Source organism: Pseudoxanthomonas sp. (genome assembly GCF_051953815.1).
Lineage (GTDB): Bacteria > Pseudomonadota > Gammaproteobacteria > Xanthomonadales > Xanthomonadaceae > Pseudoxanthomonas_A.
Genome location: NZ_JBQCIJ010000039.1, coordinates 43,016 through 68,029, shown reverse-complemented (window position 1 = coordinate 68,029; position 25,014 = coordinate 43,016). Strand labels below are relative to the sequence as shown.

Annotated in this window: 27 protein-coding genes; 15 read left to right on the top strand and 12 right to left on the bottom strand. The window is 67.4% G+C overall.

The genetic code is table 11. From position 1 onward, the window contains the following. The first annotated feature begins 5 nt into the window (after positions 1-5). From ACTHN1_RS11595 to ACTHN1_RS11585, 3 genes are read left to right on the top strand one after another with little or no spacing between them, the layout of a single operon-like run. On the top strand, positions 6-665 hold the full coding sequence (locus ACTHN1_RS11595) for an MlaC/ttg2D family ABC transporter substrate-binding protein (RefSeq protein WP_440471095.1): 660 nt from the start codon (positions 6-8) through the stop codon (positions 663-665). Then, positions 640-951, top strand: a complete 312-nt coding sequence (locus tag ACTHN1_RS11590) for an STAS domain-containing protein (RefSeq protein WP_440471094.1) — start codon at positions 640-642, stop codon at positions 949-951. The genes ACTHN1_RS11595 and ACTHN1_RS11590 overlap by 26 nt, the downstream gene beginning before the upstream one ends. 29 nt (positions 952-980) lie before the next feature. After that, positions 981-2,015: an MlaA family lipoprotein gene (locus tag ACTHN1_RS11585; RefSeq protein ID WP_440471093.1), complete on the top strand. Its 1,035-nt coding sequence runs from the start codon at positions 981-983 to the stop codon at positions 2,013-2,015. Between the two features lie 180 nt (positions 2,016-2,195). Here the strand turns inward: ACTHN1_RS11585 and rmuC are convergent, their stop codons facing one another. Then, positions 2,196-3,545, bottom strand: coding sequence for a DNA recombination protein RmuC (gene rmuC, locus ACTHN1_RS11580; RefSeq protein ID WP_440471092.1), 1,350 nt, complete (start codon positions 3,543-3,545; stop codon positions 2,196-2,198). Between the two features lie 63 nt (positions 3,546-3,608). Here rmuC and ACTHN1_RS11575 point away from each other — a divergent pair, with 63 nt between their 5' ends. The 5 genes from ACTHN1_RS11575 (at position 3,609) to fabV (ending at position 8,441) form a co-directional block, all read left to right on the top strand. Continuing rightward, positions 3,609-4,148 carry a hypothetical protein gene (locus ACTHN1_RS11575; RefSeq protein ID WP_440471091.1) on the top strand — a complete coding sequence of 180 codons (540 nt, stop codon included), beginning with the start codon at positions 3,609-3,611 and terminating at the stop codon, positions 4,146-4,148. Between the two features lie 77 nt (positions 4,149-4,225). Next, positions 4,226-4,846 (top strand): leucine efflux protein LeuE, encoded by a 621-nt coding sequence (leuE, locus tag ACTHN1_RS11570; RefSeq protein ID WP_440471090.1) that lies wholly within the window; start codon positions 4,226-4,228, stop codon positions 4,844-4,846. A gap of 10 nt (positions 4,847-4,856) precedes the next feature. Then, the gene (locus ACTHN1_RS11565) at positions 4,857-5,210 is read left to right on the top strand and encodes a DUF488 domain-containing protein (protein ID WP_440471089.1); all 354 of its coding nucleotides are present in this window, start codon (positions 4,857-4,859) and stop codon (positions 5,208-5,210) included. A gap of 413 nt (positions 5,211-5,623) precedes the next feature. After that, positions 5,624-7,045 (top strand): amino acid permease, encoded by a 1,422-nt coding sequence (locus ACTHN1_RS11560; protein ID WP_440471088.1) that lies wholly within the window; start codon positions 5,624-5,626, stop codon positions 7,043-7,045. Positions 7,046-7,223: 178 nt separating this feature from the next. After that, positions 7,224-8,441 carry an enoyl-ACP reductase FabV gene (fabV, locus tag ACTHN1_RS11555; protein ID WP_440471087.1) on the top strand — a complete coding sequence of 406 codons (1,218 nt, stop codon included), beginning with the start codon at positions 7,224-7,226 and terminating at the stop codon, positions 8,439-8,441. A gap of 311 nt (positions 8,442-8,752) precedes the next feature. Here the strand turns inward: fabV and ACTHN1_RS11550 are convergent, their stop codons facing one another. Further along, a complete protein-coding gene (locus tag ACTHN1_RS11550) occupies positions 8,753-9,922 on the bottom strand; it encodes a class I SAM-dependent rRNA methyltransferase (RefSeq protein ID WP_440471086.1) in 1,170 nt (389 codons plus the stop codon). A gap of 249 nt (positions 9,923-10,171) precedes the next feature. On the opposite strand from ACTHN1_RS11550, the gene ACTHN1_RS11545 reads away from it, so the two are divergent. The 3 genes from ACTHN1_RS11545 (at position 10,172) to ACTHN1_RS11535 (ending at position 13,512) form a co-directional block, all read left to right on the top strand. Then, the gene (locus ACTHN1_RS11545; protein ID WP_440471085.1) at positions 10,172-11,131 is read left to right on the top strand and encodes a TerC family protein; all 960 of its coding nucleotides are present in this window, start codon (positions 10,172-10,174) and stop codon (positions 11,129-11,131) included. A 93-nt stretch (positions 11,132-11,224) separates the two neighbouring features. Then, complete coding sequence (locus ACTHN1_RS11540) at positions 11,225-12,004, top strand: rhomboid family intramembrane serine protease (RefSeq protein WP_440471238.1); 780 nt, start codon at positions 11,225-11,227, stop codon at positions 12,002-12,004. A gap of 356 nt (positions 12,005-12,360) precedes the next feature. Continuing rightward, positions 12,361-13,512 carry a glycoside hydrolase family 18 protein gene (locus ACTHN1_RS11535; protein ID WP_440471084.1) on the top strand — a complete coding sequence of 384 codons (1,152 nt, stop codon included), beginning with the start codon at positions 12,361-12,363 and terminating at the stop codon, positions 13,510-13,512. A 302-nt stretch (positions 13,513-13,814) separates the two neighbouring features. On the opposite strand, the gene ACTHN1_RS11530 is transcribed toward ACTHN1_RS11535, so the two are convergent. Together ACTHN1_RS11530 and ACTHN1_RS11525 are read right to left on the bottom strand one after the other, a co-directional pair. Then, positions 13,815-15,740 carry an ankyrin repeat domain-containing protein gene (locus ACTHN1_RS11530; protein WP_440471083.1) on the bottom strand — a complete coding sequence of 642 codons (1,926 nt, stop codon included), beginning with the start codon at positions 15,738-15,740 and terminating at the stop codon, positions 13,815-13,817. Positions 15,741-15,869: 129 nt separating this feature from the next. Next, entirely contained in the window at positions 15,870-18,146 is a 2,277-nt protein-coding gene (locus tag ACTHN1_RS11525; protein WP_440471082.1) for a TonB-dependent receptor, read from the bottom strand. A 237-nt stretch (positions 18,147-18,383) separates the two neighbouring features. Between ACTHN1_RS11525 and ACTHN1_RS11520 the strand changes: the two genes are divergently transcribed. Both ACTHN1_RS11520 and ACTHN1_RS11515 read left to right on the top strand, forming a co-directional pair. Further along, positions 18,384-19,400 (top strand): TIGR00266 family protein, encoded by a 1,017-nt coding sequence (locus tag ACTHN1_RS11520; RefSeq protein ID WP_440471081.1) that lies wholly within the window; start codon positions 18,384-18,386, stop codon positions 19,398-19,400. A gap of 137 nt (positions 19,401-19,537) precedes the next feature. Next, positions 19,538-20,557 carry a patatin-like phospholipase family protein gene (locus tag ACTHN1_RS11515; protein ID WP_440471080.1) on the top strand — a complete coding sequence of 340 codons (1,020 nt, stop codon included), beginning with the start codon at positions 19,538-19,540 and terminating at the stop codon, positions 20,555-20,557. Between the two features lie 74 nt (positions 20,558-20,631). On the opposite strand, the gene ACTHN1_RS11510 is transcribed toward ACTHN1_RS11515, so the two are convergent. Beyond that, positions 20,632-21,246 carry an HD domain-containing protein gene (locus ACTHN1_RS11510; protein ID WP_440471079.1) on the bottom strand — a complete coding sequence of 205 codons (615 nt, stop codon included), beginning with the start codon at positions 21,244-21,246 and terminating at the stop codon, positions 20,632-20,634. A 77-nt stretch (positions 21,247-21,323) separates the two neighbouring features. Between ACTHN1_RS11510 and ACTHN1_RS11505 the strand changes: the two genes are divergently transcribed. Then, positions 21,324-21,644 carry a DUF7709 family protein gene (locus ACTHN1_RS11505; RefSeq protein WP_440471078.1) on the top strand — a complete coding sequence of 107 codons (321 nt, stop codon included), beginning with the start codon at positions 21,324-21,326 and terminating at the stop codon, positions 21,642-21,644. A gap of 22 nt (positions 21,645-21,666) precedes the next feature. On the opposite strand, the gene ACTHN1_RS11500 is transcribed toward ACTHN1_RS11505, so the two are convergent. After that, positions 21,667-22,062, bottom strand: a complete 396-nt coding sequence (locus ACTHN1_RS11500; protein WP_440471077.1) for a DUF1801 domain-containing protein — start codon at positions 22,060-22,062, stop codon at positions 21,667-21,669. Positions 22,063-22,101: 39 nt separating this feature from the next. Further along, positions 22,102-22,497 carry a winged helix-turn-helix transcriptional regulator gene (locus ACTHN1_RS11495; RefSeq protein ID WP_440471076.1) on the bottom strand — a complete coding sequence of 132 codons (396 nt, stop codon included), beginning with the start codon at positions 22,495-22,497 and terminating at the stop codon, positions 22,102-22,104. Positions 22,498-22,576: 79 nt separating this feature from the next. Here ACTHN1_RS11495 and ACTHN1_RS11490 point away from each other — a divergent pair, with 79 nt between their 5' ends. Then, positions 22,577-22,894: a DMT family transporter gene (locus ACTHN1_RS11490; protein ID WP_440471075.1), complete on the top strand. Its 318-nt coding sequence runs from the start codon at positions 22,577-22,579 to the stop codon at positions 22,892-22,894. A gap of 79 nt (positions 22,895-22,973) precedes the next feature. Here ACTHN1_RS11490 and ACTHN1_RS11485 read toward each other — a convergent pair whose 3' ends face one another. The 5 genes from ACTHN1_RS11485 to ACTHN1_RS11465 all read right to left on the bottom strand — a co-directional run bounded on the left by ACTHN1_RS11485 (position 22,974) and on the right by ACTHN1_RS11465 (position 24,899). After that, the gene (locus ACTHN1_RS11485; RefSeq protein ID WP_440471074.1) at positions 22,974-23,360 is read right to left on the bottom strand and encodes a VOC family protein; all 387 of its coding nucleotides are present in this window, start codon (positions 23,358-23,360) and stop codon (positions 22,974-22,976) included. Further along, positions 23,357-23,752, bottom strand: coding sequence for a putative quinol monooxygenase (locus ACTHN1_RS11480; RefSeq protein WP_440471073.1), 396 nt, complete (start codon positions 23,750-23,752; stop codon positions 23,357-23,359). The genes ACTHN1_RS11485 and ACTHN1_RS11480 overlap by 4 nt, the downstream gene beginning before the upstream one ends. 1 nt (position 23,753) lies before the next feature. Continuing rightward, positions 23,754-24,164, bottom strand: a complete 411-nt coding sequence (locus ACTHN1_RS11475; RefSeq protein WP_440471072.1) for a GFA family protein — start codon at positions 24,162-24,164, stop codon at positions 23,754-23,756. Between the two features lie 82 nt (positions 24,165-24,246). Continuing rightward, on the bottom strand, positions 24,247-24,618 hold the full coding sequence (locus tag ACTHN1_RS11470; RefSeq protein WP_440471071.1) for a VOC family protein: 372 nt from the start codon (positions 24,616-24,618) through the stop codon (positions 24,247-24,249). Between the two features lie 26 nt (positions 24,619-24,644). Further along, positions 24,645-24,899 carry a DUF2164 domain-containing protein gene (locus ACTHN1_RS11465; protein WP_440471070.1) on the bottom strand — a complete coding sequence of 85 codons (255 nt, stop codon included), beginning with the start codon at positions 24,897-24,899 and terminating at the stop codon, positions 24,645-24,647. Between the last annotated feature and the right edge of the window lie 115 nt (positions 24,900-25,014).

Here is a 25,014-nt window from a genome sequence, read left to right as displayed (position 1 = left end):
CGATCATGAAACGTTCCCTCCTGCCGTTCGCCTTGGCCACCGCGCTGCTCGCCGCCGCGCCGGTGATCGCCAGCGCGCAGACCGCCACCGCCCAGGCCGCGCCCAGTTCGGCCAGCCAGGTGGTGCTGACCAACAGCTCGCGCATCATCGGCACGCTGGAAAAGCGCCGCGCCGAGTTCAAGGCCAACCCGGCCACGCTGCGGCAGTACGTGTCCGGCGAGTTCAACAACCTGTTCGACCGCGAATACGCGGCCCGGCTGGTGCTGGGCATCCACGGTCGCGGCGCCAGCGACGCCGACATCAAGACCTTCGCCGACGCGCTCGGCGACAGCCTGATGACCCGCTACGGTTCGGCGCTGCTGGACTTCAACACCCAGCTCAAGGTGCGGGTGAAGTCCGAGTCCGCGCTGCCCGGCGGCCGCGGCGTCAAGGTCGCCAGCGAGATGCTGCGCCCGGACGGCGAGCCGATTCCGGTGGACTACCTGCTGCGCCAGGCGGGCGGCAAGTGGAAGGTGTTCGACGTGATGGTCGAGGGCGTCTCGTTCGTGCAGACGTTCAAGACCCAGTTCGACACCCCGTTGCGGCAGAAGTCGATCAGCCAGGTCGCCGCCGACCTGCGCGCCGGCCGGTTGCAGACCAATGCCAACGCCAGCGGCAAGAAGTGACGCCGGCGTCGCCCGCGAGGGCGATGCGCTGGTCTTCCGGGGCGCGCTGGATCGCGCCGCCGCGGTCGCCCTGTGGCCGCAGCTGGCGCGGACCGTTGACGGCGCGCAACGCATCGTCCTGACCAATGTCACTACCGTGGACAGCGCGGGCTTGGCATTGTTGGCCGAACTGGCCGCGCGCCTGCGCGCGGCCGGCGGCACGGTGGCCCTCGAAGGCCAGCCGGCCGGTTTCACCGACCTGTGTGCCGCGTATCGCCTGACGCCGGGACTGGAGTTCCCGGTCTGACCCTCCCCCCGAGATTCCAAGGAAACGGGATGAACACCTTCCGACTCTGCACCGTGCTCCTGTTCGCCGCGCTGGCCACGGCCTGCGCGTCGGCGCCGAAGACGGCCAATGCCCCGGATTCGACCGCCGGTTCGACCGTGGTCGACGGCGCCGCACCGACACCGGTGGTTGCCGCCGAGACCGCGCCGCCGGCCACCCCGGAAGCGACCTCCGAAGCGATGCCTTCCAGCGCGCCGGTGGATGTTCCGGCCACGGCCATGACCGACGCGCCCGCCACCAGCGCCGAGGACGACTTCGCCGCCATCTACGGGGGCGCCGTCGCCGATCCGACCCTGCCGACGGCGGTGTCGTCGCCCGCGGTGTACGACCCGTGGGAGAAGTTCAACCGCAAGGTGCACCGCTTCAACAACGCAGTGGACCGTGGCGTCGCGCGGCCGCTGGCGCGTGCGTACTCCAACGTCGTGCCGCGCCCGATGCGCCTGGGCGTGAGCAACTTCTTCGACAACCTGACCCAGCCGCTGAGCGCCATCAACCATCTGCTGCAGGGACGTCCCAAGCAGGCGGGACAGGCACTGGGTCGGTTCCTGCTGAATTCCACCTTGGGCATCGGCGGCATCTTCGATCCGGCCAGCGACGCCAAGCTGCCGCGCCGCAGCGAGGATTTCGGCCAGACCTTGGGCGTATGGGGCTGGAAGAAGTCGCGCTACGTGGAACTGCCGTTCTTCGGCCCGCGCACGGTGCGCGACGTGTTCGGCCTGGCCGGCGACATTCCGCTCAGCCCGGTCCGCTACGTCGAGGACGACAAGACCCGCATCTTCCTGCAGGGCCTGAACCTGGTCGACACCCGCGCCCAGTTGCTGTCGCTGGACAGCCTGCGCGAAGGCGCGGTCGATGACTACACCCTGGTCCGCGATTCCTGGATGCAGCGGCGCGCGTACCAGATCGAGGGCACCCGTTCGCAGGACGAGGACAAGTCGCTGCCGGACTACCTCAACGACGAGGATCCGGATCCGACCGTGCCGGCCAACGCGATGCCGATGCCGCAGATCACCCCGGGCGGTTGACTCCCCACCGCGCAGGGATGCGGGACCGGCGCAGTCGCGAATCGGATACCCCAACGAACCGGCGCGATGCGCCGGTTTTTTCTTGGGTGATGGCTTCTTCGCAGGAGCGACGTCAGTCGCGACGGCTTTTTCGCCCGGAGGGGGAAAGGTCGCGACTGACGTCGCTCCTACCGGATGTCGTTACTCCGACTCGTCGGCGCCCAGCAGCTTCTGGCTGTCCTCGCCGGGCAGCGCCTCCACGTTGCGCAGCTGGCGTTCGATGGCGCGGGTGCGCACGCCGGCGGCCTTGATGCTGTTCTGCACGGTGTCGAGCTGGCTGTGCGCCTTCTCCAGCACCGTGGCGAATTTGCCGAACTCGGTCTTCACCGCGCCCAGCAGGTGGCGGACTTCGCTGGAACGCTGCTCGATCGCCAGGGTGCGGAAACCCATCTGCAGGCTGTTGAGCAATGCGGCCAGCGTGGTCGGACCGGCCACGACGATGCGGTGTTCGCGTTGCAGGACATCCACCAGCCCCGGCCGCCGGATCGCTTCGGCGTACAGGCCTTCGGTGGCCAGGAACATCACCGCGAAGTCGGTGGTGTGCGGCGGCACCACGTACTTCTCGTTGATCGACTTGGCCTGCACCTTGATCGCGCGTTCAAGCTGCGCGCCCGCGCTGCGCATCGCCTCGGTGTCGCCGCGTTCCTGCGCGTCCAGCAGGCGCTCGAAATCCTCGCGCGGGAACTTGGCGTCGATCGGCAGCCACACCGGCGCCTGGTCCTCGCCGCGCCCGGGCAGGCGAATCGCGAAGTCGACCGCCTCGCTGCTGTCGGGACGCACCCGCACGCCGCGCGCGAACTGCTCGCCGGTCAGCACCTGTTCGAGCAGGCTCTCCAATTGCACTTCGCCCCAGCCGCCGCGATCCTTCACGTTGTTCAGCACCCGCTTGAGGTCGCCCACCCCGGTCGCCAGCTGCTGCATTTCACCCAGGCCGCGCTGCACCTGTTCCAGCCGCTCGGACACCAGCTTGAACGACGCGCCCAGGCGCGCTTCCAGCGTCGTCTGCAATTTCTCGTCCACCGTCTGCCGCATCTGCTCCAGCTTGGCGGTGTTGTCGGCCTGCAGTTCCTTCAGTCGCGCCTCCAGGGTGGTGCGCATCTCGCCGATGCGCAGCTCGTTGCGCTGGGTGAGCTCGGCCAGGCGCTGGCCCAATGTGTCGGCGAAGCGCTGCTGCGATTCGGCCGCTTCCAGGCGGCCCTTGCGGGCGTCCTCGCTCAGCGCCTCGCGCAGGATATCCAGGCGCTGATCGGTGCGCGTGCTGAGGTCGGCCAGGCTGCGGCCGAAGCCCTCGATACGGATTTCCTGCTGGCGCGACAGCCCTTCCAGTTGCTCGCGCAACTCGCCACGCCCGTCGCGCTGCTCGTCGCGCAGCGCGCGCTCCAGCACCCCGCCCAACCGTTCCTCCGGCCGGCGCAGGAGCAGAACCACCAGCAGCGCGACGGCGGCGGCGACAAGGACGAGAAGCAGTACGAGCAGGGTCTGGGTATCCATGCCGACAGTGTAGCCGGCGGCGTCTCAGCTGCTGCGCCGGGGACGTCCGGCTATGCTGCGTCCATGTGCCGTTTCATCACCGCCATCCTGCCCGCCGGCGCCGACATCGCGGCTTTGAGCGCAATCGCCCGACGCCACCAGCGCGACCTGCGCCCGCAGGCCAACCCTGATCTGCTCTCCCAATTGGCGCGGGGGGACCAATGCTATCTGACCACCGTCGGGCACTGCGACTGCGATTCGGCGCTGGGACGCGCACGCGATGCTTGCCAACCGGACGACGACATCGGTCGATGGCGCCGGAAGGGCTGGACGGAGGCCAAGATCGCGCGCGCCTTGCGGCAGCGCGGGGAAAACAGGCATCACCAGATGGAGGCGCAGATCCTACGCATGGGCCCGGATCTTGCCCGCTGGCAGGCGCTGCTGGCGGATGTCCTGCGGAACACTGGCGCGGACGGGTTCGGGCTGCTGATCCATCACTATGCCGGCAACCTGGATGAGTCATTCGCGCTGAGATCCGCCCTGACAATCCGGCAAAGCGAGATCACCGCGCACCTGCTCGCCTCGCTGGAGGAGGACACGCCCTACCGGTTCCGGCGTGATTGAGGCTTCGCCACCGGTACGGTGACAGCGCGCCGACGCCGGCGCAGAATCCGGTTCCCCCTCTTCGAAACGAGTCCGCCATGCAGTGGATGGGCATCCAGGATCTGGGCACCTTCGTGGCGGCCGTGATCGTCTTCCTCGCCATTCCCGGCCCGGGCACGTTCTCGCTGCTGACGGCCACCGGCAAGGGCGGCCTGCGCGCGGGTTACGCGACGCTCGCCGGGCTGGCGCTGGGCGATCAGATCCTGATGTGGCTGGCGGTGATCGGCGTGGCGGCGCTGCTGAAGGCCAACCCGGTGCTGTTCGGGCTGGTGAAGTACGCGGGCGCCGCCTATCTGATCTGGATCGGCATCCAGTTGCTGTGGCAGCGCGGCGACGGCGCGGGCGGGCCGGTGCGGATGGAGGCCGGGCGCTATTTCCGCCAGGGCATCCTGGTCACCCTGCTCAATCCGAAGGCCATCATCTTCTACATGGCGTTCTTCCCGCTGTTCATCGATCCGGCCCATCACCAGGGCCTGGCGACCTTCGCCACGATGGCGGCGCTGATCGCCGTGATTACCCTGCTGTACTGCTCGCTGCTGATCCTGACTGGCCACGCGATGAGCCAGCGGGTCCGCCAGCAGCCGCGGCTGCGGCGCTGGCTGCAGTCGCTGGCCGGCATCTTCCTGGTCGGTTTCGGCGTGCGCCTGGGCGCCGGTTGAGGGCGCCTCCATGGACCTGCGGATCAAGCGCGCCTATGAGCCCGCCTCGCGGGCCGACGGCCAGCGGATCCTGGTCGACCGGCTGTGGCCGCGCGGGGTATCGAAGGAAAAGCTGGACGCGGAGTGGCTGAAGGACATCGCGCCCAGCGCCGCGCTGCGGACCTGGTACGGGCACGAACCGGCGCGCTGGGATGGATTCCGGGAACGCTATTTCGCCGAGCTGGATGCCCGGCCCGAGGTGCTGGCCCCGCTGCGCGAAGCACTGCGGCATGGCCGGGTCACCTTGGTCTACGGCGCGCGCGATCCCGAACACAACCAGGCCGTGGCGCTGGCGGAATATCTGAAGAAGCATCACGGGCGATAGGGTTCGGGTTCGGCATCGGCAGCAGGAGCAAATCCCCCTCGGTCCCCCTTCCACGAAGGGGGAGGAAAAGCCGATTGCCGGGCTCGGGATGTCTTCGGCATGGCCCCTGTGCAGGGAAAAGACCGGCTACTGGCTCCGGAAACATCTGCGTGTGCGTTCGCAGACTTGGAATGGGCTACGGGTTCGGGTATTCAATGCTCACGACAGCCGAATGGTGGGACGGTCGCGTGGGGGGTTTGCTTCTTTCCGCCCCACACGCGCTTCCCGACAACCGCGGGATCGGATGTCCGGGTGGTGCGCTGCCAATTGCCAGCCGGTCCGCGCGCCTTTAGCCTGCTCGCGCTTCGACTCACACGTGGGTCGAGGCCTGCCCCGGTCCGCCGGGCCTTTCGCGCAATCCCCAAGGACATCCCATGCAGAGCTGGCTCCGGCGCAAGTCCATCGATCACGTCACCGTGCATGAAGAGGGCCGCCGCCTGGTCCCCACCCTGAGCTGGCCCCATCTGGTCGCGCTGGGCATCGGCGCGATCGTCGGCACCGGCATCTACACCCTGATCGGCGTGGGCGCGAACCTGGCCGGGCCCGCGGTGCTGCTCTCGTTCGTGGTCGCCGGCGTGGTCTGCGCCTGCGCGGCGCTGGCCTACGCCGAGATGGCGACGCTGATGCCCGCCGCCGGCAGCGCCTACACCTACAGCTATACCGTGCTGGGCGAATCCATCGCCTGGGTGGTCGGCTGGAGCCTGATCCTGGAGTACTCGCTGGTGGTCAGCACGGTGGCGGTGGGCTGGTCGGGCTATGCGGTGGGTTTCCTCAAGGGCATGGGGGTCGAACTGCCGACCCTGCTGACCGTCGGCCCGCACGCCGGCGGCCTGATCAACCTGCCGGCGGTGCTGATCACCTTCGTGGTGGCCGGCCTGCTGATCGCCGGCACCCGCGAGAGCGCCACGCTCAACGCGATCCTGGTGGTGGTGAAGGTGATCGCGCTGGCGGTGTTCGTCGCCATCGCGCTGCCGAATTTCGACGCCACCCACCTGGAGCCGTTCATGCCTTACGGCTTCGTCAAATCGATGGGCGCGGACGGGGTCGAGCGCGGGGTGATGGCGGCGGCGGCGATCATCTTCTTCGCGTTCTACGGTTTCGACGCGATCTCCACCGCCGCGGAAGAAACCAAGAATCCCGGCCGCGATCTGTCGATCGGCATCGTCGGTTCGATGATCGGCTGCACCCTGATCTACATCGTGGTCGCCGCCGCCGCCGTCGGCGCGATGAGCTACACCGTGTTCGGCCAGAGCCCGGAACCGCTGGCGCTGATCCTGCGCGAACTCGGCCAGGGCACCGCCGCCAAGGTCATCGCCGGCGCCGCCGTGGTCGCGCTGCCGACGGTGCTGCTGGCGTTCCTGTACGGGCAGAGCCGCATTTTCTTCGTGATGTCGCGCGATGGCCTGCTTCCGCGCGGGCTGTCCAAGGTCAATCCGCGCACCGGCACGCCGGTGGCCATCACCGTGTTCACCGCGATCCTGGTGGCGGCGCTGGCCGGCGTGGCGCGGCTGGACGAAATCGCCGCGCTGGCCAATGCCGGCACGCTGGCGGCCTTCATCGCGGTCGCGGTGTGCCTGCTGGTGCTGCGCAAGCGCGACCCGAATCGTCCGCGCGTGTTCCGCACGCCGGCGGCCTGGCTGGTCGGCCCGCTGGCGATCGGCGGCTGTCTGTACCTGTTCTGGAGCCTGCCGCGCACGACCCAGCTGTGGTTCCTGGCCTGGAACGCCATCGGCGTGGTGGTCTATCTGCTCTACAGCCGTCGCAGCAGCCTGCTGGCGAAGGGCGGCGACGCCTGATCGCGCAACGTCGGTCAACCGGCATGGAAAGAGCGGGCGAAAGCCCGCTTTTTCTTTGTCCCGCCGGAACAGTACGCCTGCGAACGGCGCGAACGGATTTTCGGCGGAGCGTCCTCAGGCTTCTTTCCCGCCGGAGCGGCCATTAAGATGCCGGGCAGGCACATTCCCGGTAACGACGTTGATCATCCATCCCAAAGTCCGCGGCTTCATCTGCACCACCACCCACCCGCTTGGTTGCGAGCTCAACGTGCGCGACCAGATCGCCGCCACGCGCGCGCAGGGCGTGCGCACGGACGGACCGAAGAAGGTCCTGGTGATCGGTGCCTCCAGCGGCTACGGGCTGGCGGCGCGCATCTCCGCCGCGTTCGGCTTCGGCGCCGACACCCTGGGCGTGTTCTTCGAGAAGCCGGGCAGCGAGAAGAAGGCCGGCACCGCCGGCTGGTATAACGCCGCCGCGTTCGACAAGTTCGCCAAGCAAGCCGGCCTCTACAGCCGCTCGATCAATGGCGACGCGTTCTCCGACGAAGCCCGCGCCAAGGTCATCGAACTGATCAGGAACGAGATGGGCGGCCAGGTCGATCTGGTGATCTATTCACTGGCTTCGCCGGTGCGCAAGCTGCCTTCGACCGGCGAATTGAAGCGCTCGGCGCTCAAGCCGATCGGCGCGCCCTACACCTCCACCGCCATCGACACCAACAAGGACGCCATCATCCAGGCGACCATCGAGCCGGCGACCGAGCAGGAAATCGAGGACACGATCACCGTGATGGGCGGCCAGGACTGGGAGCTGTGGATCGATGCGCTGGAAAAGGCCGGCGTGCTGGCCGACGGCGCGCGCACGGTGGCCTTCAGCTACATCGGCACCGACATCACCTGGCCCATTTATTGGCATGGCGCGCTGGGCCGGGCCAAGGTCGATCTGGACCAGACCGCGCATCGCCTGGACAAGCGCCTGGAAGCGAGCGGCGGTGGCGCCAACGTCGCCGTGCTGAAGTCGGTGGTGACCCAGGCCAGTTCCGCGATTCCGGTGATGCCGCTGTACATCAGCATCGTGTTCAAGGTGATGAAGGAACTGGGCCTGCACGAAGGCACCATCGAACAGCTCGACCGCCTGTTCCGCGAACGCATGTACCGCGCGGATGGCCAGCCGGCGCAGACCGACGACGAGAACCGCCTGCGCCTGGACGACTGGGAACTGCGTCCGGAAGTGCAGGCCAAGGCCAAGGCGCTGTGGCCGCAGATCACCAGCGAGAACCTGTTCGCGCTGACCGACTACGCCAACTACAAGCACGAATTCCTCAAGCTGTTCGGCTTCGAGCGCGACGACGTGGACTACGACGCCGACGTCAATCCGGACGTGAAGTTCGACTGCATCGAACTGTCGCCGGAGGGCTGAGGGGCCACAGAGCTTTTTGCTTCTGCCTCCCCCTTCGAAGAAGGGGGATTGAGGGGGATTTGCGGTTTGCGCGAAGAGCAAGCGCTTCTCAATAGCCGCATGGCTGGTTAATCCCCCGTCACCTGCTTCGCAGGCGCCCGCCCCCTTTTTCAAAGGGGGCTAGAGGAAATCCATCGCTCGGAATCTGCTCCGGCCGCTCCCTTTTCAAAAGGGGGCTAGAGGAAACCCATCGCTCGGAATCCGCTCCGGCCTCCCCTTTTGTAAAAGGGGGAATGAGGGGGATTTGCTTTTGCAGGTGTCCCGCCGACCGCTCAGTCCACCACCCGGCAGAACACCGCCTTCAGGTAGCGCGATTCCTGCACGTGCGCCATGAAGGGATGGTCGGCGCCGGCGCCGGCGACCTTGAGGATCTGGAGGGTGCGGCCGGAGAAGTAGGCCGCGCGCCGCAGCATGTCCAGGAACTGTTCCTCGCTGACCAGGCCGGTGCAGGAGAACGTCGCGAACAGGCCGCCGGGCTTGACCACGCCCAGCGCCAGCTTGTTCATGTCCAGGTATTTCTTCAGCGCGGCGATCACCTGTTCGCGATCGCGGGTCATCTTGGCCGGATCCAGGATCACCACGTCGTACTGATCGCCCCGGTTGGCCGCGTCGCGCAGGTAGGGAAAGATGTCGGCCTGCACGAACCTGGGCCGCACATCGTTCAGGCGCGCATTGCCCTTGGCGATCTCGATGACGTCCTGGTCGATGTCCACGCCGACCACTTCGGATGCGCCGCGCGCGGCGGCATACACCGCGAAACCGCCGGTGTTGCAGCATAGATCCAGGACGCGCTTGCCGCCGCACTGGTGCGACAGCCATTCGCGGTTCTCGCGCTGATCGGCGAAGAAACCGGTCTTGTGCGCGCCGGCCGGGTCGGCGCGGAACTTCACCCCGTACTCGCTGATGATCGCCGGCGGCACCGGATCGCTGCCGCGGAAGTCGAAACTCTCCTGCTTCTGGATGTGCTCCTCGGCGAAGCTGTAGAAGCGAGCGCCGGGGAACTGTTCCCGCAGCGCCTCGTAGATCCAGTCGCGGTGGCGGAACATGCCGGCGCTGAAGAATTCGACCACCAGCAGGTCGCCGTAGCGATCCACCACCAGCCCCGACAGGCCGTCGCCCTCGGCGTGGACCACCCGCCAGGCGTCGGTGGTCGCGTCCAGTTTCAGCACGTCACGCCGCAGCGACACCGCCTCGGCGATCTTGCGCGAGAACCAGCCGGCGTCGACCGGAATCTCGGGATGGGTCTCCAGGATGCGCACGGCGATGCGCGAATGGCCGTTGTAGAAGCCCCGGCCAATCCACTCGCCGTCCACCCCGACCACGTCGACGATGCTGCCCGGCTTGGGCTTCTGGGCGGGCTTTTCCACCAGTTTCTGGAAAATCCACGGGTGGCTGGAGCGCCAGGCGTTCTTGAGGCGTACGACGGGGAGCGGGCTGTTCATGAACGACATTTTACCTTTCCCGTTGACCGGCCCGGCTGCTTGCCCTGAAAATCGCCGCCAGAAGGGGAGTAGCTCCCAACGTGCCGGCCGTCATTTCGAGCCTTCCAGCTCCGGTCCCACGGCAGCCAGAGACCTGGCTGTGAGCGAGACCTTCGCCGCAACGGCGAAGATCTGCCCCGGATTCCCCCCAATCCCGTGCATGCCTGTCGCCCTGCGGCCTGGTCTTGACTCTTTCCGACGGGAATTCCGATGCAAACGATAGGCAATCCGTGGTTGTGGGCCGGCTTCGCCGGCGTGGTGGTGATCGCGCTGCTGGTCGATCTGGTGCTGATGCGCCATGGCGGCGCGCACAAGGTGACCTTCAAGGAGGCGCTCTACTGGAGCCTGGGCTGGATCGGCCTGGCGCTGCTGTTCAACGCCGGCCTGTGGTGGTACCTCAACGAGACCGCCGGCGTGGCGATGGCCAACAAGGTCGGCCTGGAGTTCCTCACCGGCTATCTGGTCGAGAAGTCGCTGGCGGTCGACAACATCTTCGTGTTCCTGATGCTGATGAGCTACTTCGCGGTGCCGGAGGAACAGCGCCAGCGCGTGCTGGTGATCGGCATCCTCGGCGCGATCGTCCTGCGCAGCGTCCTGATCTTCGCCGGCGCCGCCCTGCTGGCCCACTTCCACTGGCTGCTGTACGTGTTCGGCGCGTTCCTGCTGCTGACCGGCGTGAAGATGTGGTTCGCCGCCGGCAAGGAACCGGATCTGGAACGCAATCCGGTGCTGCGCTGGATGCGCGGCCACCTGCCGCTTTCGCCCGACTACCATGGCGAGGCGCTCAGCGTCGTCCGCGACGGCAAGCGCTGGTATACCCCGCTGTTCGTGGTGCTGGTGCTGATCGGCGTCACCGACGTGATCTTCGCGGTGGACAGCATCCCGGCGATTTTCGCGATCACCGCCGACCCGTTCATCGTGCTGACCTCCAACGTGTTCGCGGTGCTGGGCCTGCGCGCGATGTTCTTCCTGCTCGCCGGCATGGCTGATCGCTTCCACCTGCTGCCCTACGGACTGGCGGTGGTGCTGGCCTTCATCGGCACCAAGATGCTGCTGATCGACGTGTTCAAGATTCCGGTGCTGTGGTCGCTGGCCGGCGTGGCCGCGATCCTGGGCGTGACCATCGCCCTGAGCCTGGCGCGTCCGGCCAAGCCGGGCACCCACGCCTGACCGACCTCCGGGACGGCCATCCCGCCCACGGGATGGTCTGTCCCCGGCCGCCGGCCCTTGCAAACCCCGGGGCGGGGCGCCATGCAGGAATCCATGGACGCGCATCATCCCGATCATCCGGCCTTCGATCCGGACACCCAGCGCCGGCATGACCGCCGGCGCCTGCTGTGGGCGCTGAACCTCAGCCTGGCCTTCGTGCTGCTGCTGGCGGTGGTGTTCTCGGCCCAATCCGGTTTCGACTGGACGCCGTTCGCCATCGCGCCGCTGCAGGCGCAGGGGCTGATCGGCATCCTCACCGCGCCATTGCTGCACGGCTCGATCGAACACATCGCCGCCAACGCCACCGCCCTGCTGATGCTCGGCACCCTGGCCGGCGCGGTGTATCCGCGCGCCACCGCCTGCGCGGTGCCGCTGGTCTGGCTGGGCGCGGGGCTGGGACCGTGGCTGCTGGGCGAACCGGGCTCGCATCACCTGGGCGCGAGCGGGCTGACCCACGGCCTGATGTTCATGATCTTCATGCTCGGCCTGCTGCGCCGGGACCGCGCCGCGATCGCGGCCGGCATGATCGCCTTCCTGTTCTACGGCGGCATGGTGCTGAGCATCCTGCCGCAGGAGCCAGGCGTGTCCTGGCAGGCGCACATGGGCGGCGCCGTCGGCGGCTTCATCGCCGCGATCCTGTTCCGCCGGCTGGACCCGCCGCTGCCGCGCAAGCGCTACAGCTGGGAGGACGAAGAAGAATCCATCACGCCACTCGACGACGAACTGGAGCCACCCGCGCCGCGCGAGGTGCCGGTGTTGTGGGTGCGTCCGCGGGACGATGGCGTGCGCGGGGTGGTCCTGCGTTTTCCACCGCGCGATCCGCCCGGGCAGTAGACCGCTCGTTCGGCGCGGAAATCCATCACGGTCCGGTCGCTGTCAGAACATTCCGGGAATCGCGACCGATGTCGCTCCCACAGGCAATCGTGCCGCGAACCCTGGCCAGGTGGGAGCGACGTGAGTCGCGACGGCCTTGCGGCGGAATGACGGAACACCGTCCACATTCAAGCTGCTGTCCAACGCGTGTCCTGTCGTCATCCGAATGGACATCCGAGGGCGCGCGACAGTCATCGCATGACCTCTCATCGCGGAAGAATGGCGTCATCATGGACATTCATCGCCATCGCGACCCGCTTCGCTTCCACGATGTGAAAGTAATCGTATATTGACGAACCCGTTTGGAGTCGCGATAGATGAGCAGATGGATTCGATCAGGGTGGTTGGCGCTGGCTTTCGTTCTCGCCGGTGGCGCCGTCGAAGCACGGGCCGCGCAGGCGAATGACGATCCGGGTTACCGGGTAATCGGTTACGTCTCCGATGGCGACAAGCTGCCACCGATCAGCGCGCGCAAGCTGGACGTCATCAACTTCGCTTTCGCCCACGTCAATCCGCAGCACGAGGTGTTCCTTCCCCGCGAGACCGCGACGCGATCGCTGGCGGGGCTGACCGCGCTGCGCAAGGACAATCCGGATCTGAAGATCATGTTGTCGGTGGGGGGCTGGGGTGCGGGGAATTTCTCCGAAGCCGCCGCCACCGAAGCGGCGCGCGCGCGCTTCGCCGACACCGCGGTGGAACTGGTGCGCCGGCATGACCTGGATGGCGTGGACATCGACTGGGAGTATCCCGGCCATCCCGGCCCGGGCATCAGCTACAGCGCCGACGACAAGGCCAACTTCCCGCTGATGCTGGAAGCCGTGCGCGCCAGGCTGGACGCGCTCGGCAAGACCCAGGACGGTCGTCACTACCTGCTGACCATCGCGGCGGCCGACGGCGATGCGGCGCGTGGCCTCGACCTGCCGCGCATCTCGGCGATCCTGGACTGGATCAACCTGATGACCTACGACTTCTACGGCAGCCTCAAGCGCACCACCGGCCACCACGCCGGCCTGCGTCCTTCGCGCACGGCCGAGCCCGGCAGTCGCAACACGGTGCAGGCGGTGGAGGAATTCCTCGCCGGCGGCGTGCCACCGCGCAAACTGCATGTGGGCCTGGCGTTCTACGGCCGCACCTTCGACGAGGTGACCGACGGCAACAACGGCCTGGACCGACCCTTCGCCAGCGGCGGCGGTTTCATTTCCTGGCGGGAGATCGCCCGCTCACGCCTGAACAAGGAAGGCTACGTCCGGCATTGGGACGAGGACGCCCAGGCCGCATGGCTGTGGAATCCACAATTGCGCAAGATGATCAGCTACGAGGACCCGCAGGCCCTGCGCGCCAAGGTCGCCTACGTGCGCGAGAAGGGCCTGGGCGGCGTGATGTATTGGGAACAGAGCAATGACCCGGACGAGCAGTTGCTCGATGTGGCGCGCGAAGCACTGTTCTCCGAATCACCCGCCAGGCCGTAGCTCGACGGATTTTCTCTTGCAGGATCCGCGTCAGTCGCGAGGTGCCGCGCTCGACGGCACCGGAAACAGACACCGCGACTCACTCGTTCCTGCAGAGAGGAACGCGACCTCGTTCAGGGCATGTCGCGGACGGGGCAGTCCAGGCGCTTGACGATCGCTCTCAGTGCCTTGAGCTGGGCGCAGGACGGATGCTCCGGGCAGACTCCGTTGGCCTGGATATTCGCGACCCGCTGGCCCGCCCAGTCGGCGGGCGTCTTGCCTTTGCGATCGCGGGGGCAACGTGGCGCACCGGCCGAGGTCAACTAGCGAACCGCGGGCAGGTTGCCGGCGGCCGCGGCGCGATGCAGAACGACCTGACCGCTCTCCAGATCAGCCAGTTGGAAGTCCACCCGGTAACGCAGGGCGTCCTTCACCATCAAGGCGATGATGTCGGGCTCGCCACCGCTGAACAGGAACAGCCTCGAGAGGGGGGTATGTCCGTTCTTATCCTGCTGGTTGATGTTGCCCCCGCGTTCCAACAATCGTTTCCATACCAGCAGGCGGTCGTTGTCGAACGGCGGCACATGATGAAGCGCATTGAGCCCGTATTTGTCGGTCGCGTTGAGAAGCACGCCATGATCGCGCGCCAGCAATAGATCGACAGTCGCGAGGTTGCCGCTGGCGGCGGCCAGCATCAACGCGGTCTCGGCATCCTCGTTCTTCTGCCGGAGGTAGGCGCCGGAATCCAGCAACGCCTGCACCATCGCGGTCGCCATCGGCCTCTGCTCGTCCTTGCCGTGAAGGCCGGCCGCGACCAATAGCGGTTTGTCGCGCACGAGATCCGGGTTGTTGCGGGCGTGGTATCGCAGCAACAGGTTCACCATCGGCAGATCATGCCGGTAGATGGCCGTCACCAGGGGAACGTCGCTGTACTCGTTGACGGACAGACCCGAACGGTCGGGATCGGCGCCCGCCGCCAGCAGTTGTTCCGCCCCTTGCAGCCAGCCGCGTTCGATCGCTTCGCGCAGCGGCAGGTATCCACGGGGTGAAGGCTGGTTCAGATCCTCCGGATGGGCCTTCAATGCACGGGCCAGCGCGACGGCATTGCCTGCCTGCACCGCGCGGATGATGTCGCCCCGGGGACGGCACACCTCCGCATCCAGCGACTGCACCTGCAGCAGATAGGCCAGCCGGTCGGCGATGTTTGCCGGTATCCGCGCGGGCCCTTGCGCCACGCAATAGAGGCGTGCGTTCTCCTGCACGGAAATCATGTTGGCGACCAGCATCCGGGGAAGGCGGTCCCTGCACGGCGCGATTCTTGTCTGCGCCTGCGCATCGGCCAGATTGAGCCGTGCGGGCGTCCGCTCCGGAGCGCGGCGGACGACCTCTTCCAGCAGGACCACCGCGTCCTCGCAGCGGCCCGTCTGCTGCAGCCAGAAACCGACGTCATTCAACAGATCCAGCTCGCTGCCGGGCAGTTCGCGCCAATCGAGAATCGACAGCACCGGCGCCATGGCCGCCACGGCGGCGACGGCGCGTTCTTCCGGTTTTCCGGTGGCACGCTCCCGCCAGATTTGCCCGGCTTCGGCGTGGGCAATGCGCAGCGCCGACGGCCCGGGCACTCCGCCCTGGTCGATCCACAGTGCAGGCGGCGGCGCGACACTCAGATATCCATTGCCATGACTGGGTTTGTGCCGGCGCCACTGCGCCTGCAGGGCCGCCGTCGCTTCGGCCAACGACGCCTGCGCCGACAGGCGGGCGTGGATGAACGGCTCCGCCTGCAGATCCGCGCGCGATTCATCGGCGGGATCACGATCCTGGACCGTTACCGGAAACAGACTGTCGTCGGCCCGCCACAGCCACAGATTGGGCTGGCCTTCCGTGCAGCGTCCCAGATCCAGATAGTGGAAACCACTGTCCCAGCGCCCCCAGCTGGCCAAGGACGTTTCATCGACACGGTCGCAACCACTCACCGGAATCGGCGGCGAACGCCACACGCGGCGGCGTTCCCGATCGTAGCGGTTGAGAAATCCCCAGCGCGTGCCGACCACCGAGAATGTGCAGCCATTGCCACAGGAGCGCGCGAGCGTGTATTCACCGGGGTCGACGGTGTAGCGCTCCAGCATGATGTGTTCGATAGTCGCGCCGATGTCGCTGGCAGCGGCGGAAGGAACTGCGGACGGACCTGCCAATGCCCATGCGACCAAGAGGCCGGACAGGCCAGTCTTGAAACGACGCGAAGCGGACAACGGGTGAATCCTTGCATGCGGGCGGAACCGCCCGCCGGGACGGGGACCGTAACATGCGGTCCCTGCCCTGTGCGACTCACATTGAAAACCTTCCCGCTCCGCCGGCCATCCGGCGGAGCGAGCGAGTCCTCAGAATTTCATTGTGAATTCGGCGCCGACGGTGCGCGGTTCGTTGATGAAGCCGGTCAGGTTGTTGAAGTCGATCGCGCCGACGATGCGGGTCTGGTCGGTGATGTTGCGGCCGAACAGCGCCACTTCGTAGTCACCGTAGTTCCAGCCGTAGCCGATGCGCAGGCCGCCTTCCAGCGAGGACTTGCCGGTGAACTCCACCGATTCGTACAGGAAGAAGTTCACTTCGCTGCGGTAGGCCCAGTCGGTGTAGAAGTACAGTTCGGCGCCGTCACCCATCGGCACGCTGTAGCGCGCGGTCAGGTTGTGCACCCACTTCGGCGCCTGCGGCAACGGATTGCCGTTGATGCGGGCGAAGCCATTGACGATCGGATCGGTGACCGTGCAGCCGCCGCCGCACGGCGCCACGCCCAGGTCGGCGTCCTTGATCTCGGTGTCGTTGTAGCTGCTGCCGAAGGTCACCAGCAGGTTGTCCAGCACGTAGGCTTCCAGATCCAGTTCGAAGCCCTGGCCGATGGTCTTGTCGGCGTTGAGCAGGTTGGCCTGGTTGGTGCCGCCGCCGACCGCGATCAGCTGCTGGCCATCGACGTTGTAGCGGAACACGTTGAAGCCCACGCGCGCGCGCTTGTCCCACAGGTCCGCCTTGACGCCGGCCTCGTAGGAAATCACTTCCTCCGAGTCGGCCTTGGTCACGGTGCCGAAGGCCACGCGGCCCTGGATCGACGGTGCGCGGAAACCCTTCGCGACGCGCGCGTAGAAGTTCACGTTGTCGTTGAAGGCGTAGACCGCGCTGCCGTCCCAGCTGACGTCGTCGACGTCGGTGTGCTCGCGGAACGGACCGCCCACCGGCGAGCCGCCGGGCACCGCCCGCAGCACGCTGGCGCTGAAGTCCTTCTTGTCCTGGGTGTAACGCACGCCGCCGCGCAGCTTCAGCTTGTCGGTGGCCTGGTACTCGCCGGAGGCGAACACCGCCCAGGCCTTGTTCTCCTGCTCCTGGATCGCATGGCCGCTCAGCGGATTGCCCGAGGCCAGCGAGTCATAGTTGAAGCTGTCGATGCGGATGTCTTCCTTGAACCAGAACAGGCCGGCCTGCCAGTTGAATTTGCCGGCGTAATCCGACTCCAGGCGGAACTCCTGGGTCAACTGCTTGTGGTGCGGCAGGCCGTCGGCCGATTCGGACGGGAAGCGCGCGCCGATCAGCGGCTGGCCGGCATCGATGCCGTCGGCCGGGTTGAAGTCGAAGGTGTAGACGTAGCCGCCGTCGATGTCGCCGCGGTTGAGCGATTCGGCGGTCTCGTAACCGCTGATCGAATACAGGTTGTAGTCGCCCAGGTCCCAGCGCAGGCGGGCGCTGCCGCCCCAGGTGTCGAGCTCGGAGAAGTTCACGCCGTCCGTGTACATCTTGCCCTTGTCGAAGCCCGGCACGAAATCATTGGTGCCCGGCTTGATGATGTTGGCGCGGAACAGGCGGGCGGTGCCGTTGAGGTGGCGCTTGTGCAGGTTGAACAGGCCTTCGAACGCGTCGCCTTCGTACAGGAACTGCACGCGCGCGGCGGATTCGTCGTAGCCCTCGGCGCCGCGATCCACGCCGGCCGGATTCTGGTTCTTCACCCAGTCTTCCTTGCGCTGGTACAGCGCGGAGACACGGGCCGACCAGCGCTCGCTCAGCGGGCCGCCGATGGCGCCCTCGAAGTTCCACATGTTGTCGGTGCCGTAGGACAGCTGGGCGTAGCCGTCCAGTTCGCGGGTCGGCTTGGCCGATTCGAACTTGACCACGCCGGCCGGGGTGTTGCGGCCGAACAGCGTGCCCTGCGGGCCGCGCAGCACTTCGATGCGTTCCAGATCGAAGATCGGGAAGCCCTTCAGCAGCGGGCTTTCCTGGACCACTTCGTCATACACCAGCGAGACCGGCTGCGAGGCGTTGAGATCGAAGTCGGTGTTGCCCAGGCCACGGATGTAGAAGCGCGGGAACGCGCGACCGTAGGACGATTCGATGTTGAGGCTGGGCACGCGCGCGGACAGGAAGCGGATGTCGTTGCCGCCGGAACCGAGCACGTCGAGCTTTTCACTGCTGACGCTGGAGATGGAGACCGGGACGTCCTGGATGTTCTCGACCTTGCGCTGCGCGGTCACCTGCACGGTGTCCAGCGTCGAGGCTTCGGTCTTGGGCGCGGGCGTCGTCGCTTCCTGGGCGAGGACGCTGCCGAAAGGCAGCAGCGCGGCGATGGCGAAGGCAAGGCGGTGCGGCCGCACGGCGGCGGAGCGGAGTCGGGACATGGCGATGGCTTTCCGGTGGGTGGTCGGGGCGGCGGGGCGCCGCGTAGCACGCGAATGTTGCATTACAGCAACAGCCGGGGCAATGGCCGGAAGTCCTGTTCATGCCGAAGGTAACGGGCATCCCGCCGGGCCGCGACGGCGGTCGCGTTCCGACCGTACCGGGCAGGACTTCCGGGTATGTCGCGATAGAAACGGCGAGGCTAGACTCGCGGCTCTTTTCCACCCCGGACGCCCCTCATGAGCCAGTGGTATTTCCATAGTCCCAATGATCAGCAGCGGGTCGGCCCGCTGGACGACGAAGCCGCCCGGCGCCACGCCCAGCTCAACCCCGCCGCGCTCGCCTGGCGCGAGGGCATGCGCGAGTGGAAGCCGGTGCGCGAGGTCCCGGAGCTGGGCGGCGCGCCCGCCGCGCCGCACCTGCCGCCGTTGCCCGGCGCGGGCGGACGCCGGGGCGCGGACGAGATCGATTTCCGCATCGTCGGCCACGACATGCAGTTCGTCGAGGTCGAACTGGATCCGGGCGAGAGCGCGATCGCCGAAGCCGGCGCGCTGATGTTCAAGGACGGCACGGTGCAGATGGACACCGTGTTCGGCAATGGCTCGCACAGCGGCCAGGGGGGCGGCTTCATGGACAAGCTGCTGTCGGCCGGCAAGCGCGTGCTCACCGGCGAGAGCCTGTTCACCACCGTGTTCACCCACACCGGCACCGGCAAGGCCAAGGTCGCGTTCGCCGCGCCCTACCCCGGCACGGTGCTGGCGATGAAGCTGGACGAGCACGGCGGCCGCCTGATCTGCCAGAAGGACAGTTTCCTGGCCGGCGCGCGCGGTGTCAGCGTCGGCGTCCACTTCCAGCGCAAGATCCTCACCGGCCTGTTCGGCGGCGAAGGTTTCATCATGCAGAAACTGGAAGGCGACGGCTGGGTGTTCGTGCATGCCGGCGGCACCGTTGTCGAGCGCGAACTGCAGGCCGGCGAGCGCATCGACGTGGACACCGGCTGCGTGGTCGCCTACCACGCCAGCGTGAACATGGACGTGCGTCCGGTCAGCGGCATCAAGAGCATGTTCTTCGGGGGCGAAGGCGTGTTCCTGGCCACCCTGACCGGCCCGGGCAAGGTATGGATGCAGTCGCTGCCGTTCTCGCGGCTGGCCGGCCGCATGCTGCAGGCCGCGCCGCAGGGCGGCGGGCAGGCGCGCGGCGAAGGCTCGGTGCTGGGCGGGCTGGGCCGGATCCTCGACGGCGACAACAGCTTCTGAGCAGGCCGGAGAAGGCGGAGCCTTCGGGTATTCCACCGCGCCGTCTCCCGCGCGTCCGGTGGCTTCCGCCCTGGTTGGAAGCCATTGGGTCGCCGCACGGTATCCTGCGCGCCAGATTCCACCTCGCCTGCACATTCATGAATCCGCTTCGTCCGCGCCTGTCCTGGGGCCTGCCTCTGCTGCTGCTGGCCGCCTGCGGCGGCAACAGCCGGCCCGCGCCACCTCCCGCGACCATCGCCCCGCCGCCGCCGACGCCCGCCGCGCCGGCCCCGGTGAAGGTCGGCATCGCGCTCGGCGGTGGCGCCGCCAAGGGGTTTGCCCATATCGGCGTGATCAAGATGCTGGAAGCCAACGGCATCCAGCCCGTGGTCGTGTCGGGCACCAGCGCCGGCAGCGTGGTCGGCGCGCTGTACGCCAGCGGCATGGATCCGTTCCAGATGCAGAAGCAGGCCTTCGCGCTGGATGAAACCAAGATCCGCGACGTGCGCCTGTTCTCCGGCGGGCTGGTGCAGGGCCAGGCGTTGCAGGACTACGTCAACGAACTGCTCGGCAAGCGTCCGATCGAGAAACTGCAGAAGCCCTTCGCCGCGGTCGCCACGCAACTGGAAACCGGCCAGCGCACCGTGTTCGTGCGCGGCAACGTGGGCCAGGCGGTGCGCGCGTCCAGCAGCATTCCCGGGGTATTCGAGCCGGTGGTGATCGGCAAGGCGACCTACATCGACGGCGGCGTGGTCAGCCCGGTGCCGGTGGATGCGGCGCGCCAGCTGGGCGCGGACTTCGTGATCGCGGTGGACATCTCCAGCAAGGCCTCGGGCACGCGCCCGGGCAGCATGCTGGGCATCGTCAACCAGTCGATCACGATCATGGGCCAGAAACTCGGCGAGCAGGAGCTGGCGCGCGCCGACGTCGTCATCCGTCCGCGCGTGAACGAAATCGGGCCGGCGGATTTCGAGCAGAAGAACAATGCGATCCTGGAAGGCGAGCGTGCCGCGATGGCGGTGATGCCGCAGATCCGCGAGAAGCTGGATCAGCTGCGCAGGCAGCGTCTGGCCGCGCACGCCGCGAAGACCGCGCCGGTCGCACCCGCAAAGCCCAAATGCGATGACGAAGGCTTCCGCCTGGGCAAGCTGTGGGGCGGCAAGAAGAAGTGCGAATAGCGCGGCCAGCGCGGCGTTTCCTCTTTCGCTGATGTCCTCCGCGCCGGCGTGATGGACGCCGGACCCGGCCGGCGCTAAGACACCGCGCGCGCCAGGTTCTCCCGCGCGCGCGCTTCCAGCCGGTCGTGGAAATGCGGAGTCGAATACAGCCGCGGGCGATCCAGGAACCCGCGCAGGATTTCACGCCGCTTGTGCCGGAACAGCCAGCCGGGAACGAAGGCGTACTCGCGCCTGATTTGATCTTCGTACTCGGCGAATCGATCCGGCGTCGCGCCGAGAATCGCCAGATCCACATCGACCAGCAACCGCGCGTCCGCATCCTGCGGCACCGCGTCGTGGCGGGTCGCCATGACCAGGGCTTGCACGCGATCCGCGGCGGCGGCATCGACTTCCGCGTCCACCAGCGCCTCGCGCGCCCAGTCGGCGCTGCGCGCCTCGTTGTCGGATCGCTTCAGTTCGTAGATGGCATCGTGGAACCACAGCGCCAGCTCGACCTCGTCGGGCCGCTGGGCCAGCGCGCGCGCCTCGTCGAAGGCGGCCAGGCATTCGCCGAGATGTTGCAGCGTGTGGTAGTGCCGCTGCGGTTCCCGGTAGCAGGCCAGCAACTGTTCGAACCAGGCCAGGCCGTCGCCCACGGCGCCGATGCCATGCCAGGCGCGCTGCCACGACGGTTGCAGGTGTTCTCTCATGATCGCGAGTCTACGCCTCTTGCCCGCGCCGGATCCGCCCACATCCTTGCCGTCGAACCCGACGCAGGAATCTCCGCATGTCCACGCCCTCCTCTTCCCCCGATCTGGCCGCCATCAATCACAGGATCGTCGCCGACGGCGAAGTCCTGCCCGCGGTCACCCTGAAGGATGGCAGCCGCGTGCAGACCGGCACCGTGGCGGCGCTGCTGCACAACATCACGCGCTACAACGCCGGCGAGCGCGACGCGGTGGAGCGTGAACTGGCCGCGGCGATCCCGACCCTGTTCAAGGTCGGCCTGTTCGATCTGTTTCCACCGGCCGAATGGATCGCCGGCGACAATCCGGGCCGGCGCCATGTCGGCGAACTGGCGCGGGCACACCAGGGCGACAGCGCCTGATCACGCGCGGCGCGCGCCTCGCCTAGAGCAGGCGGATCCACTGCCGCAGCACGGCTTCGAACGACGGCTGCCGGCGGCGCAGTTCATCCATGCCGGCGAATGCCACGCGAGCGCGATCCGGTCCCAGCCATTCGAGCAGCCCGTCCGGATCATCGATCGCGGGCCGGCGCTCCGGCGCGCGCGTCTTCGCGCCCAGATGCAGGATGACGCCGATCCCCTGCTTCGCGCGCAGATGGGTGGTGGCGAAGTACTCGTCCAGGCGCCAGCTGGGCGCGTTCCACTTGACCCCTTCGGCGATGCGCGGATCCACGCCGGTCACGATGCCGCGCAGCGCCTCCACTTCCGCCTTGCAGGGATGCGCCAGCGCCGCCATGAAGGCATCGACGGCTTCCGTGGTGTCGGTGGCTTTGCGGTGCATGCCGGTGACGCTCCTGCCGCCCGGGATGGGGCGCCCGGATTATTCCTGTTGCAACGCCCGCGCGTCATGCTGCGCCTGCGCTTCGAGCAGGGCCGCCTTGTGCTGCTCCGCCCAGCGATCCAGGCCGGTCAGCGTGCGATCCAGCGAGTGCCCGAGCGCGCTGAGGCGATATTCCACGCTCGGCGGCACGGTGCCGTGATCGATGCGCTCGATCAGGCCATTGCGTTCCAGTTCGCGGAGATTCTGGGTCAGCACTTTCTGCGACACGCCTTCGATGCGCCGGAGCAGGGCGTTGTTGCGCACCGGTCCGCGCGCCAGCTCGGTGAGGATCGACAATGCCCATTTGCCCGCCAGCAGCGCCATCACCGCCTGTGACGGACAGGCGTCGCTACCGGCTGCCGGCTTCGTCGCGATGATGGGCTGACCGCTGTCCATGGGCACCTCGAAGTGCGTACTTGTACCGGCATCAGTGTGTGGTCAGGCTGGGCGCCCTTCAAGTGAACCGGAGTACGCCATGGCGTGGTGGCTGTTGATCCTCGCCGGCCTGATGGAAATCGTCATGGCCGGCGCCCTCAAATCCGCACAGGGATGGACACGTCCCGTGCCCGGCGTGATCGGCATCGTCGCCGCGCTGGTCAGCATCTACCTGCTGACCCTTGCGATCCGCGATCTGCCCACCGGCACCGCCTATGCGGTCTGGACCGGCATCGGCGCGATCGGCGTCGCCGCGCTGGGCATCCTCGCCTACGGCGACAGTCCATCGCCGGCGCGGCTGGGCTGCATGGCGCTGATCCTGCTGGGCATCATCGGCCTGCGCTGGCTGGAGGCGTGAGAGAGACGGCTATGGAGCGCCAGCCAGTCGCGGAACGCCCGGCTGGAGGCGTTGCGGGTGCCGCTGTGGACGATGCGGCTCACGCGCCGAGATCGCCGTGGGGCCCGGCCACGACCACGACATAGCCGTCCGGATCGCGCAACCAGATTTCGCGGTGGTTCGCGTTCGGATTGACCTTCGGTCCTTCCAGTACCTCGGCGTCGGCGTCGCGGATGCGCGCGAGCGCGGCATCGAAATTCCCGGCCAGGAACCACAGCAGCACGCCGTTCCCATGGGCGGCACGTGGCTGGCCCAGATGCGGATGCGCATGCGCTTCCCAGCGATGCAGTTGCAGCACCATTTCGCCATCGGCCAGCAGCTGTTCGTAGTCATCGCCGCCATGGCCACTGGCCAGACCCAGCGTCGCCGTGTACCAGCGACGGCTGGCGGCGACATCGTCGACCGCGATCAGGGGTTGCGGCTTCATGCCGGCGCCCGCGCCAGGCCGTGGCCGCCGACCGGTTCGGTCTCGAAGTGTTCGCCGAAGCCGGCGATTAGCGGCTTGGCGCGCGCGATGACCTGCCGCACTGCCGGCAGCGACAGCGATGCCTGGTGGCTGGCGGCGCTGTCCCAGACCTCGGTGATCCAGATGCCGTCGGCATCGCCCGGATCCCGCGCGACGATATAGCTCAGGCAGCCGGGCATGGCGCCCACGTCTTCCAGCATCAGGGCGATCAGCGCATCGCGCTGGCCGGACACCGCTTTCATCTTTCCGATCAATCCGTACATCGCTTGCTCTCCCATGGCGTTCGCCGGCAGTCGCGCGGACATCATCACCAGCGCCGCGCCTGCGCCGGCCAGCAGTTCGCGGCGTTTCATTTCATGGCTCCGGCGGTTTCCGGTCGGAAGGATGGTTCACCCCGTCCTCGACCGGCACCTCGCCGAGCGCGAACGGATTGACGCCGTCCAGGCAGCCGACGTTGTAGCCGTACTGGTTGGGATCGGAGCGTCGCTGGTGATGGGTGTAGATGCCGCAGCGCGAGCAGAAGTAATGCCGCGCGACGCGGGTGTTGAATTGATACAGGCTCAATGCGTCCTCGCCCTGCACCACCCGCAGGCCGGACAGCGGCACCGAGGCGACGATGGCGCCCTTGCGCCGGCACAGCGAGCAGTCGCAGCGGCGCGGCTTGACGATGCCGTCGGGCAGATCCAGCTCCAGCACCACCGCGCCGCAATGGCAGCGCGCGCGATGGACGGACTGGATGGGAACTCCACCGACTTCACGAATCATGCCGCGCCCTGTTCCCGGCGTGCCGCGCCGGCCCAACGCCAGTGTAGTCCACGGCATGTGACGGACTGCGCGCGGCCCGCGCTCACGTGTGGGCCAACATCAGGCAGTAGCCGTCGGGATCGATCAATCGGAACTCGCCCTGCGGGCAGTAGAACGGATACGTCATCGGCCCCACCGGCAGCCCGTCGGCCTGCAACCGGGCATGCACCGCCGCGATGTCGTCGAAGTACAGGTAGAACAGCACCGCCTGCCGGCCGGGATCCACCGGTTCGCCGGCCTGCGCCAGCATCAACTGCCCTGCCCCGCCCTCCAGCCAGGCCCAGACCGGCGCGTCACCGTGTTCGGGCACGTGGGTGTTGCGCGGCTGGAAACCCAGGCGCACGTAGAAGGCGATGGAACGGGACACGTCGGCGACGTGCGCCATGGCGACCAGGTTGCGAAGTGGAATGTTCATGCCGGACTCCCACCGCCCGAAGGCGCTCAGCGCTTGAAGTCGGTCGGACGCTCAAGCCGGTAGATGGCATCCTGCACGTCCTCCAGTTTCGCCGCCAGCGCGGCCTGGGCGTCGTACAGGCCACGGTTGTAATGGTAGGCGCCGACCTCCCGGGAAAAGAAATCGAGCAGGAACTCGGCGTCGAACCGGCCGATCGACTGCTTCAGCTCCTCGCTGAAATACAGCTGGATGCGGTTGACGATCAGCGCCTTTTCTTCTTTGGAGAATTCGATTTCGCTCATGGTTTCTGTCGTCGATCCGGGTATCCGGCCAGCGGCGGGAAAACCGGAGGCGGGCAGATCATCATCCCGCCTTCGGTCTCGCCGGATGCGACTGGACGGTCGCAGCGTCCCGGCA